General features: G+C 71.9%; 9 protein-coding genes. All 9 read left to right on the forward strand.

The genetic code is table 11. The features are described 5' to 3' along the window. Positions 1 to 49 precede the first annotated feature (49 nt). The 9 genes from AB0N73_RS05440 to AB0N73_RS05480 all read left to right on the forward strand — a co-directional run bounded on the left by AB0N73_RS05440 (position 50) and on the right by AB0N73_RS05480 (position 11,679). Complete coding sequence (locus tag AB0N73_RS05440; RefSeq protein WP_363561159.1) at positions 50 to 553, forward strand: hypothetical protein; 504 nt, start codon at positions 50 to 52, stop codon at positions 551 to 553. Positions 554 to 734: 181 nt separating this feature from the next. Continuing rightward, positions 735 to 1,211 (forward strand): hypothetical protein, encoded by a 477-nt coding sequence (locus tag AB0N73_RS05445; RefSeq protein ID WP_363561161.1) that lies wholly within the window; start codon positions 735 to 737, stop codon positions 1,209 to 1,211. Then, positions 1,208 to 2,887 carry a PASTA domain-containing protein gene (locus tag AB0N73_RS05450; RefSeq protein WP_363561163.1) on the forward strand — a complete coding sequence of 560 codons (1,680 nt, stop codon included), beginning with the start codon at positions 1,208 to 1,210 and terminating at the stop codon, positions 2,885 to 2,887. The genes AB0N73_RS05445 and AB0N73_RS05450 overlap by 4 nt, the downstream gene beginning before the upstream one ends. 147 nt (positions 2,888 to 3,034) lie before the next feature. Continuing rightward, positions 3,035 to 4,051 (forward strand): phosphate ABC transporter permease subunit PstC, encoded by a 1,017-nt coding sequence (gene pstC, locus AB0N73_RS05455; RefSeq protein ID WP_363561165.1) that lies wholly within the window; start codon positions 3,035 to 3,037, stop codon positions 4,049 to 4,051. Further along, entirely contained in the window at positions 4,051 to 5,322 is a 1,272-nt protein-coding gene (pstA, locus tag AB0N73_RS05460; protein WP_363561167.1) for a phosphate ABC transporter permease PstA, read from the forward strand. The genes pstC and pstA overlap by 1 nt, the downstream gene beginning before the upstream one ends. Next, positions 5,319 to 6,800 carry a phosphate ABC transporter substrate-binding protein PstS gene (gene pstS / locus AB0N73_RS05465; RefSeq protein ID WP_363561169.1) on the forward strand — a complete coding sequence of 494 codons (1,482 nt, stop codon included), beginning with the start codon at positions 5,319 to 5,321 and terminating at the stop codon, positions 6,798 to 6,800. The genes pstA and pstS overlap by 4 nt, the downstream gene beginning before the upstream one ends. A 153-nt stretch (positions 6,801 to 6,953) precedes the next feature. Beyond that, positions 6,954 to 9,440, forward strand: a complete 2,487-nt coding sequence (locus tag AB0N73_RS05470; protein WP_363561171.1) for a hypothetical protein — start codon at positions 6,954 to 6,956, stop codon at positions 9,438 to 9,440. Between the two features lie 43 nt (positions 9,441 to 9,483). After that, positions 9,484 to 10,593: a hypothetical protein gene (locus tag AB0N73_RS05475; protein WP_363561173.1), complete on the forward strand. Its 1,110-nt coding sequence runs from the start codon at positions 9,484 to 9,486 to the stop codon at positions 10,591 to 10,593. A gap of 18 nt (positions 10,594 to 10,611) precedes the next feature. Then, positions 10,612 to 11,679 carry a hypothetical protein gene (locus AB0N73_RS05480; RefSeq protein ID WP_363561175.1) on the forward strand — a complete coding sequence of 356 codons (1,068 nt, stop codon included), beginning with the start codon at positions 10,612 to 10,614 and terminating at the stop codon, positions 11,677 to 11,679. Positions 11,680 to 11,760 lie beyond the last annotated feature (81 nt).

Genomic DNA, 11,760 nt, shown 5'->3' on the forward strand with positions numbered 1-11,760 from the left:
CGGATGCGGCGCCGGTAGGCTCGTCGGACATCGGGAAGGGGAGCGCCGCGTGTCGGAAGCGACGGAACAACCACGGGTGCTCGTCGTGGGCGACGACCTCGATGCGGCGCGGAAGATCCGCGATCTGATCCCTGCCGGTGTGACGATCCTCACGCCCTTCTCGGATGCCGGGACGCTGCCCGACCAGACGGTGACGACCGACGCCGCGGAGCGGGACGACCGCGCGCACGTGCTCGTGATCGTGCTCGACGGCGAACCGCGACGCGGATCGCACCTCACCCGCGCGACCGCCACCAAGCTCGCCAACGCGGCGCGGCTGCGCGCGGATGCCGTCGTGATCGTCGTGGCGATGAACGGCCCGGTGCGCCGGTTCGACCGCGTGCTGGCCCGGTGGATCGCCCCCGAGATGCTGCATCAGCTCGACGTCGCCGTGAACCCGGCGGTCGGCGCGCGGTCGCGGTCGTTGCGGCTGCGGCTGCGCCAGGCGGGCCTCCTGTCGATGGGCATCGACGTGTACCGCGTGAGCGCGCAGTCCACCCGCAAGGCGCGATAGCCGCGATCCACGGCCCGTTCCGGGCCGGCACAGGGGGGATGCAGAGGGGATGCGGATCGCGCCGTAACCCGCTCTGCACCAGTCGGCCGTCTCCCGTTCACCGCCGTGTCGTACCGCGTCGAGCCGCGACCGTCACGATTTCGGACGCGCCCACCCGAAGGGCGCGTCCGAAGGAGACCCCATGGCCGCGCATTTCCAACTCGCACGGTTCCCGTCGGTGCAGCACCGCGGAGCCGCCGACTGGCTGCGCGCCGTCGACGACGTGCTGGCCCTCCACGGCGAGGACGTCGTGCACCGGCCCGCCTCCGCCGCGCACGGGGGAGCCGTCGTCGGATGGCGCCTGCTCAGCGAGAACCACCGTGAGCTCGCCCGCGGCCCGCGACTGACCGCCACGGAACGCGATGCCCGCGCGGATGTGGCCCGGGTACTGCGCGGCGCGCAGGCCCTGACCGTCTACGCCGCCCCCGAACCGCGCCTGCGCACGACCGGGTGGTTCGCCGTCGTCGACGGCGAGCTCGCCCTCGCGGGCGCCCGTCGCTACGAGAACAAGTCCGTCGCACGCAACGCCGGGGCGCTCGTCGTCCGACTGTTGCGCGAGATGGCGGCCGACATCGATCCGGCGACGCAGGTCGAGGCCGCGCCCGAGTTCGCCCTGTGACCGACGGCCTCGTCGCCGGACGCTTCCGCATCCGTGCCCTGCTCGGCAGCGGCGGCACGGCCGCCGTGTTCGCCGCCGACGACGAGTGGACCGACCGGCGCGTCGCGCTCAAGCTGCTGCATCCGCATCTCGCCGAGGAGCGCCCGCGCTGGGACGCGTTCTTCGAGGAGGTCGCCGCGGCCCGATCGATCGTGCATCCGAACCTCGCCGAGGTGTACGACGCCGGTGTCGACGAGAGCGATACCCCCGTCGTGTGGATCGCGATGGAGCTCATCGACGGTGTGCCGCTCATCGACCGGGTGCGCGAGCAGGGCCCGCTCGAGCCGGAGGCGGCGCGGGCGCTCATCCGACGGGTGCTCGATGCGCTCGCCGCCGTGCACGCGGGGGGCGTCGTCCATCGCGACGTCACGCCGGCGAACATCATGCTCCCGTCCGATGACGCGGATCCGACGATGGCGGGGGTGCGCCTGCTCGACTTCGGGCTCGCCGACATCCCCGGGCGCGCCGCCGTCGGCGCGGACGCCCTGCTCTCGGCCTCGGCCGGCGAGAACGCGCAGCCGGGCGTCGTCGCCAGCGTCGCCTACGCCTCGCCCGAGCATCTGCGCGGCGAGCCCGTGACGGAGGCGGGTGATCTGTACCAGGTGGGCGCGGTGCTGTACTTCGCCCTGACCGGTGCCGCGCCGTACGGGGGAGACGCCGCGAAGATCGCGCGGGCGCACCTCACCTCGCCGCCCCCGTTGCCGTCGGCCCGGCGCCGCGGCGTGCCGCGGGATCTCGACCGCGTCGTCACGACGGCGCTCATGAAGGATCCGAGCGACCGGTTCGCGAGTGCCGGCGCGATGCGCGATGCGCTCGCCGTCTCTCCTCCGACGGTGCCCGTGCCGGCGGCGGCGCCCACCGAACACGTGGTGGAGCGTGCCGCCGAGGACGACGAGGCCGCGCCGACACGGGTGTACCGCACGAGCGTCGGGGCGTCCGGGCCCGCGCCCGTCGTCGCCGGCGCCGCCCTGCTGGCCGACCCGCCGCGCGCGCGCTGGCCGGCGTGGACGGCCGCCGCCGTGGGCGCGGCGGCGATCGTCGCCGTCGTCGCGTTGTCGGCGGCCGCGGGATCCGCACCGACCACCGCGCCCACGCCGCCGCCGTCGCTGCCGGCCGCGACCCCCGCGGAGACCCCGGTCGACACGCCCGCCGCCCCGCCCGAGGTCGAGACGGTCGGCGTGCCCGACGTCGCGGGGCGGGGCCTGGGCGACGCGACCGCCGTCCTCGAGGCCGCCGGGCTCCGCATCGGCCAGGTGACCCGTGTCGACGGCCCCGCCGCCGGTGACACGGTGCTGTCGGTCGATCCCGGCGCCGGCAGTCTCCGCGAGCGGGGAAGCGCGGTCGATCTCACGGTGGCCTCCGGCAGCAACACGGTGCCCGCCGTCATCGGCATGGCGGCCTCGGATGCGGCGGCGGCGCTGTCGGCGGCCGGCTTCTCCGCCCGCATCGACGAGACCGGCACGGCGCCGGTGGGAGCGGTCGCCTCGTCGATCCCCGTCGCGGGCACCGTGCTGCCGGTGGGCAGCACGGTCACGATCGTCGTGCCGCGGCCGCCGGATCCGGTGCCCACCCTGCCCGCGCCGCCCACGCCCACACTCACCCCCACTCCGCAGCCCTCGCCCACGGAGGCGGGATGAGAGCGCGCGTCACCCGTACAGCGCGAGTACGTCAGCTGCCGGACACCTTGGGCGTGATCGTGGTTCATCCGGCGACGAGATGCTGACCGCCAAGCCCTGGGGAGGGCTCCGTTTACCCGAAAGACGGTGGATACGTTGAGCGATGCCATGACGGAGGTGATCGCACCGGCCGAGCGCGGTGCGATGGCTCCGCGCCGATCGTTGCGATCGCTGCCGGTGTTCTCCGACCGGATCTTCCGGACGGTCTGCTTCGCCGCGGGCGGGGTGACGGTGGCCGTCATGCTGGCCGTCGGCGTCTTCCTGAGCGCCCGCGGGAGCCAGGCGCTCGGGACGACGGGCTTCGCGTTCCTGTGGACGCAGGGATGGGAGCCGCAGGAGGGCGTGGCCGACTCGTTCGGCATCGCGGCGGTGCTCTTCGGCACGATCACGATCGCCGTCATCGCGCTGGCCTTGTCGTTCCCGCTGGCGCTGGGCACCGCGCTCCTGATCAGCGAGATCCTGCCGGACGGCATCAAGCGCGTCATGACCACCATCGTCGACCTCATGGCCGCCGTTCCCAGCGTCGTCTTCGGGCTGTGGGGCGTGCAGTTCCTGCAGGAGAACATGATCCCCGTCGCGCAGTGGATCTCGACGTACCTCGGGTGGATCCCGATCTTCGCCGTGACGGATGCCGACGGCGCCCGCTTGACGGACGCGAGCGCGTTCACCTCCTCCGCGTTCATCGCGGGGATGGTGGTGGCGCTCATGGTGCTGCCCACGCAGACCTCGATCATGCGCGAGGCGTTCTCGCAGGCGCCGATCGGGGAGCGCGAGGGGTCGCTCGCCCTCGGGTCGACGCGCTGGGGCATGATCCGCACGGTCGTGCTGCCCTTCGGCAAGGGTGGTGTCATCGGCGGCACGATGCTGGGCCTCGGGCGCGCGCTGGGCGAGACCATCGCGGTCTACATGATCATCTCGCCGATCTTCACGATCAACTGGGAGGTGCTCAAGAGCGGCGGCAACTCCGTCTCGGCCCTCATCGCGCTGCGCTACGGCGAGTCCAGCGAGTTCGGGCTGTCGGCTCTCATGGCCGCGGGGCTCGTGCTCTTCCTCATCACCCTGATCATCAACTTCACCGCGTCGTCGATCGTCGCGCGGTCGCGTTCGGGAGCCGAGAGCAACTGATGACCCTTCTCGACGAGACGGCCTCATCCGCCGGCAACGCCGCCCCTCCCGCGCCCCGCGGGCGCGCCCGCACCGCGCTGCCCGCCCGCACGGCCACCGCCGTCGCTCCGCCGCGGCGCCGTCCCGGCACCTCCTCGCTCGAGGACGGGTTCGACGTCGTCGGGGCCCTGCTGGCGGGCGGCGCCGTCGCGACCCTGCTGTTCGGATGGCTCACGCCCATGTCGGGTGCCATCGGTTGGGCGGTCGTGGCGTTCCTCGTCTTCGTGCTCGCCTACGCGACGCTCATCGGGATGCGGGGCAACCGGCTCGCGGTGCTCGACCGCGTCATGACGGTGCTGCTCTACAGCGCGGGATTCGTCGTGATCTGCGCGCTGGCGTTCGTCGTGCTCTACACGGTGATCCGCGGCATCCCGGCGCTGGCGAACCTCAACTTCTTCACCGAGACGATGCGGTTCGCCGGTCCGCTCGATCCGCTCGATGTCGGCGGCATCCTGCACGCCATCGTGGGCACCCTCATCCAGATCTCGATCGCGCTGGCGATCACCGTGCCGCTGGGCATCACGACCGCCGTGTTCCTCAACGAGGTCGGCGGCCGGTTCGCGCGCATCGTGCGCACGGTGTCGGACGCGATGACCGCTCTGCCCTCGATCGTGGCGGGCCTGTTCGTCTACGCCGCGATCATCACGCTCGTCACGAAGGAGCGTTCCGGGTTCGCCGCCTCCATCGCGATCACCGTCATGATGCTGCCGATCGTCATCCGATCCGCCGACGTCGTGCTGCGCCTCGTGCCGCACCAGCTCCGGGAGGCCTCGTACGCCCTCGGGTCGTCGCGGTGGCGCACGGTCTGGACCGTCGTGCTGCCGACCTCCCGCTCGGGACTCGCGACGGCCGTGATCCTGGGCACGGCGCGCGGCATCGGCGAGACCTCCCCGGTGCTGCTCACCTCGGGCGTGACCGCGGAGATGAACACCAACCCCTTCGCGGGCCCCATGATCTCGCTGCCGCTGCAGGTCTTCACCTTCGTGCAGTCGCCCGAGCCGAACATGATCGCCCGCGGGTTCGGCACGGCCGCCGTGCTCATCCTGCTGGTGCTCAGCCTGTTCGTCGTGGCCCGCCTCATCGGCGGCCGCGGCGCCGGCGTCCTCTCGGACGGGCAGCGCCGACGTGCCGCCCGGCGCTCGCAGGACGACATCATGCGCATCGTCACCCGCCGCACGCTTCCCGACTACGCCGTGTCGCCGGCACCCACCCGCTCGCAGGAGAACCCGTGATCCCTCGTCCCCGCCCGCGCACGCTGCGCGGCGTCCTCGTCGCGCTCGTCGTGGGCGCGCTCGCCCTGTCGGCGTCGGCGCCCGCGCACGCCGCCTCATACGTCGCCATCGCCGGTTCCGGCTCCACCTGGTCGCAGAACGCGCTCGACCAGTGGCGACGCAACGTCGCCAGCAACTACGGCATGACGGTGAACTTCTCGGGCACCGGGTCATCGGCCGGCCGCAACGACTTCATCAACGGCTCCGTCGACTTCGCCGTCAGCGAGATCCCGTTCCAGTTCACGCCCGAGGACGGCTCCGCGCCCGAGAACCCGACGCGCGGCTACGCCTACCTGCCGATCGTGGCGGGCGGCACGGCCCTCATGTACAACCTGAAGATCAACGGCAAGATGGTCACCACCCTGCAGCTGCCGGGCGACGTCATCTCCCGCATCTTCACGGGGGAGATCAAGACCTGGAACGATCCCGCCATCCAGGGGGCGAACCCCGACCTGGTGCTGCCGGCGCGCGAGATCACGCCCGTCGTCCGCTCGGACGGCTCGGGCTCCACCGCCCAGTTCACCAAGTGGATGGCGACGCAGTACCCCTCGATCTGGACGACGGGGATGACCTCGCAGTTCCCGACCGCGCGCGTGCCCGGGGCCAAGGCCCAGAGCGGCTCGCTGGGGGTCGCCGGGTACGTCAGCCAGAACTACGGCGAGGGTGCGATCACCTACGTGGAGTACTCCTACGCCCTGAAGTCCGGCTTCCCCGTGGCCCGCGTGCTCAACGCGGCCGGCGCGTACGTCGAGCCGACCGCGGCGAACGTCGAGGTCGCCCTCCGCGAGGCGCGGATCAACACCGATGAGGGCTCGCGCGACTACCTGACGCAGATCCTCGACGGCGTCTACAACAACGGCGACCCGGCGGCGTACCCGCTGTCGAGCTACTCGTACATGATCGTGCCGACCGAGTACGGCGGCACGTTCAAGGGCGAGGCCAAGGGCTACACGCTGGGCGAGTTCATCAAGTACGTCGTGTGCGACGGACAGAAGCAGGCCGGAGCGCTGGGGTACTCGCCGCTGCCGATGAACCTGGTCGAGGCGGCGTTCCAGCAGATCAAACGGATCCCCGGCGCGAACGTCGGCGACTTCAACTCCGAGAGCTGCAGCAACAAGGGCGCCGTCGGTGAGGGCGCGGGAGCGCCGGGAGCCGGGGCGGGCACCGATCCCGCCGCGGCCGCTGCGGCGGCTGCGGCGGCTACGGCGGGCTCTGCGGATGCGGCGACCGCAGCCGACGCGGTGTACGACGCGAACGGCAACCTGATCTCGGGCTCCGCAGGGGCCGGCGCGGCCGCCGTCGCCTCGCCCTTCACGCTGGCCTCCGACACCTGGGGACCCTCGCAGACCGGTATGGCGGTCGCGGGCGTGCTGCTGCTGATCGCCGTGCTGGTTCCGCCGCTGTTCATGCGCGGCCGCCGTCGCAGCCCCGGCAGCTGACTCCGTGCCGCGGGTGCGGACACGCGCCGTTCACCTGCCGCTCGCGAACTCGACGCCGCTCGGCGCCGTGCGTTCCCGGCTGATCCACAGCCGCGACGCTCACCTTTCTTAGCTTTGACGTGGCCGCTGGGGTGGCCGGAACTGGGGTGTCTCGTGGTCCGATCCGGACACGCACGCACGTGGCTGCGCGCCGCGACGGCGGGAGCGGTGGCGTTCGCCGCCGTGCTGTCGGTGTCGTTGGTGGCGGGAAGCGCCGCGCACGCCGAGGACGACTCGTCCGTGACGGTGACGGCGCGCTCGCAGGACATCTATCTCAAGGACGCGCCCATGCCCGATCTGGCGGTCACGGTGTCGCAGACGCGCAACCTGCAGGCGCAGGCGGTGACGGTGTCGTGGACCGGCGGCGTGCAGTCGACGCTGCCGAGCGGCCAGACCGGCGGCGAGAACCACCTGCAGATCATGCAGTGCTGGGGCGACGTCATCAACGACGACGCCGAGTCGCTGCCCGCCCGCACCACCTGCCAGTTCGGCGGCTTCGGCACCGCGGGCGCGAAGCGCGACAACACGCGCGACTCGCCCGATCACGTCGCGGCGGAGGACGCGCGGTACTCGCACCTGGGCGCGAACGCCTTCGACCCGACGTACACCGGCATCCCGTTCCGGTCGGTGCCCGACCCGGTCACCGGCGAGTCCACCGTCATCACGCGGGTGAACCCCGATGGGACGTACGTCGAGAGCGAAGACCCGATCAACCTCAACTCGAACGAGTTCTTCACCAAGTACACGACCAACGAGGTGCCGTGGGCCGGATCCGCCGCGGACGGGAGCGGTTCGGTGACCTTCGAGCTGCAGAACGTCATGCAGTCCCCGGGACTGGGCTGCGGAGCGCCCGTGACGGCGTCCGACGGCTCCGTCAGCGGGCGTCCGTGCTGGCTGGTCGTCGTCCCCCGGGGCGCCGGCACCAACACCGACTCGCCGCTCTTCTGGGAGCAGTGGAAGCACAAGGTCGCCGTGCGCCTGGACTTCCAGCCCGTCGGGACCCGGTGCGCGATCGGTGCCGCCGAACGCCAGCTGGCGGGAACCGAGCTCATCTCCGACGCCGTCTCGTCGTGGCAGCCCGCGCTCTGCGGTGCCGACGGCGGCAGCGCCTACACGCTGCTGACCACGACCGACACGGATGCGGCCGCCTCCTCCAACGTCGAACCGGACGCCCCGCTGACCCTCACCTCGCAGCCGCTGGACACGGCGGGCGGCGGCGTCGACCAGCTGGCGTACGCACCCGTCGCCCTCACGGGCGTCGCGGTCACCTTCGCCATCGACCGGTATCCGCTCTCGACGGCACCGGATGACGCGCAGGAGCGTGCCCGGCAGCCCTTCACCGAGATGAACCTCACACCGCGTCTGCTGGCGAAGCTGCTGACCTCGTCGTACACCGACGCCCTGCCCACGAACGCTGACGTGAGCCACCTCGGCCGCAATCCGCGGAGTCTCCTCGCCGACCCCGACTTCCTGGCGGTCAACGACCCGGAGTGGGCGCAGCAGGCGATCGTGAGCCCCGCCATCGCCGACATCATGACGCCGCAGGGACGATCGGGCTACGCGCGCGCGATCTGGACCTACATCATGGCCGACGCCGACGCCCGCGCCTTCCTGGCCGGCCAGCCGGACCGATGGGGGATGATCGTCAACCCGTACGCGTCGACCGACCCGGCGATCAACCCCACCGGCTCAGCCCTCGAGCTGCCGCGCGACGACTTCCCGAAGGTGGACCCGAACGAGGCGTACGCCGGTGAGCCCCGCGTGCTCAACGCCGTGACCTGGCGCCCGTACACCAACGACCTCGCCGCCGGTGCGTACTACACGCTGCGCGGCGACGGTCTGACCGTGGGGGAGTGGGATCCGCTGGCGCTTCCCGCGAAGTGGCTCCGCAGCGCCCGGAACCTCGTGGGCGACCGCAAGGTGCTCGCACTGACCGATACGTCGTCGTCGCACCGGTACAACACCATCACCGCATCGCTGCGGAACCCGGGCGGACAGTTCGTGGCGCCGACGACCGACAACATCGCCGCCGCGGCCGCCGCGATGACGGCCTCGCCCGCACAGTCGCAGGTCCTCGCCTTCGACCCGACGTCCTCCTGGGCGAAGGCGGCGACATCCGCCTATCCACTGGCGCTGCCTGTCTACGCCGCCACGAACCCGTCGCTGGGCTCCGACGACGTGCGGGCGAGCTACGCGGCCTTCGTGCGGTACGCCGTCGCCGACGGGCAGGCGCCGGGCGCCGACCCCGGGCAGCTCCCCAGCGGCTACACCCCGTTGCCGCAGGCGTGGCGGACGCAGGCCCTCGCGGTCGCGGCCCAGCTCGAATCGGCCCCCGCGCCCGCCCCTGCACCGGCGGCGCCCGCTGCGCAGCCGGCGGCCGTGCCCGCCGCTGCGGCCGCACCGGTCGCTCCGGCCGCGGCGGCGCCCGTCGCCGCCGCCGACCCGGGGGCGAGCGGTGCCGCCGCCGGCGCGCTGTCGGCCGGCACCACGCCCGACGACCCCGACACGGGCGGGCTCACCCAGGCGCTGCCGCTCAGCATCCTCGCCGGCGTGATCGCCGCGTGCACGGTGCCCCTCGTCGGGTTCCGCCGACGCCCCTGACTTTTCCGCCGCACCTTTCCCCACCCGAAAGAAAGAGAAACTCATGAAGTTCAAGCGGTTCGCCGCCGTCACCGCGACGCTCGGCGTCGTCGTGGCCGGTGGTATCTTCGCGGGCTCGGCCAACGCCGAGGTCGTCTCGAACAGCTATGTGATGGTCGGCTCGGACACGCTGCAGGACGCAGCGAACGCCCTGGCCAACGGCACCAACATCACCGGCCCCCGCGTGCGCATCTCGGCCGGCGGTGACACGATCGGCTCGTTCGACGCGTTCCCCTCGACCGGCACCGGCAGCCAGATCCAGACCAAGCCCGGTGGACCCTACTTCCTGCGCCCGTCGGGCTCGGGCAACGGCGTGACGGCGCTGCGCGCCTCGATCACCGGTGCCGGCTACGGCCCCCAGGGTGCGCAGAAGACCATCACCGGCCAGGTCGACATCGCCCGCTCCTCCAGCGCTCCCGGCTCGAACGCCAACCAGGACGGCAAGCTCGCCTACATCCCGTTCGGTCGTGACGCGGTCTCCTACATCTACAAGGGCGGCACGGCGGCGTGGGGCAACCTCACCGCGGCCCAGCTCAAGCAGGTCTACGAGGGCACGCTCACCTCGATCGACGGCGTCGCGGTCAACCCGCGTCTGCCGCAGTCCGGCTCGGGCACCCGCTCGTTCTTCCTCGGCGCGATCGGCAACCCCACGCTGAAGGCCGGCATCGACACGAACAACACCACGGCCGAGAACGACGCCACCGTCCTCGCCGCCGGTGAGATCATCCCCTTCTCGGTCGCCAGCTGGACCGCGCAGGTCGCGGGCGCCGCGGGCACCAACACGGTCGCCGCCTCCACCGGCGTCGCCCTCGGGACCCCGCTCGCGGGCGTGGCTCCCGTCACCGGCACCGGCGCATCCACCGTCCCCAACGCCGCCTTCTATGCGAGCACGACCTTCGGTCGCGACACCTACCTCGTCGTCGAGCGCGCCCGCATCACCCCGGGAGGCGCCAACTACGACGCCAACCTGGCCAACCTCGTCGACCCCACGCGCACGTCCAGCCTCACCAACTTCACGTCGTCGCTCGCCAGCTCGCCGGCGTCGGTGAAGCGCAAGTTCGGTTTCCTCGCGCCGTCGCAGACCGCGCCCATCTTCGCGTACGTCACGCTCTGACCCGGATCGGAAGAAGACATGAAGAACATCACCAAGAAGGCGCTCGCCGCGGCGACCGCCGTCGCGCTGGGCTTCGGCCTCGTCGGCGTGTCGTCGGTGGCGGCTGTCGCCGCCGACGGCGCCGGGCACTGGACGCCCGAGGGCACGCCGGAGCCGTACTACCTGTGGGTCATGGACACCGAGTCGGTGACCACGAACGACCAGGTCTTCCGTTACGACACCGGAATGATCGCGGCGCCGTCGGCGACGAACGTGGAGCAGCTGTTCACCGCTCCCGACGACGCGACGACCTCGTACATCTTCGTCGCCCCGCGCGGCAAGGAGTCGAGCATGGCGGACTGGTCCTCGCGCGTCGACATCGGATTCGTGCCCGGCACGAAGCAGGTCATGCAGCCGCCGGCGTCGCTCGAGCAGTTCCCGTCGTCGACCTTCGCGGCCGTCAAGGCCGCCGGTGGCGACTACAGCATCGGCCTGGCATACACGAAGAACAACGGCGTCACGTTCGTGGGGCTGGGCGGCTTCGCCCACATCCACATCACGGCCGGCTCCGCCGACTGGACGGTCGAGTCGCCGACCTTCGTCGAGGACGGCGGCACCGGTCCGGTCGAGCCCATCGCGGGCCAGATCGGCATCACCTCGCCGGTGCTCGCCTCGGCCGACGGCGCGCTCTCGCTGAGCGTTCCCTCGGGCGCGACCGCCACCCTCGGCGGCGCGATCCGCGACGCCGAGGGCCGCTCCACCTCCGCAGGCACGCTGCCCACGTTCTCGGTGCAGGACGAGCGCTTCACCTCCAAGCCCGGCTGGACGGTCAACACGGCCGTCGCCGCCTTCACGGGCAACGGCAACACGTTCGACGCGAAGGCCCTCTCGATCGCCCCGGCGATCGGGTCGACCTCGACCTCGACGGGTGTCACCAAGGTCGACTCGCTGCTCGGCTCGAGCACGGCGGCGACCTTCGCCGACGCGCCCGCGGGCACGGGTACCGGCAAGACGGACCTCGGCGCCGAGCTGAAGCTCGTCGCCCCGCTCGGCACCCCCGAGGGCACCTACACCTCGACGATGACGGTCACCGTCGTCTCGAAGTGACAGCGGGAGGGGGCCGGTCCCAGGACGTATTAGCACCTGTTTCCAAGTGTTATCCCCTTCTGATGGGCAGGTTACCCACGT

Source organism: Microbacterium sp. NPDC089189 (assembly GCF_040685095.1).
In the GTDB taxonomy this organism is placed as follows: Bacteria; Actinomycetota; Actinomycetes; order Actinomycetales; family Microbacteriaceae; genus Microbacterium.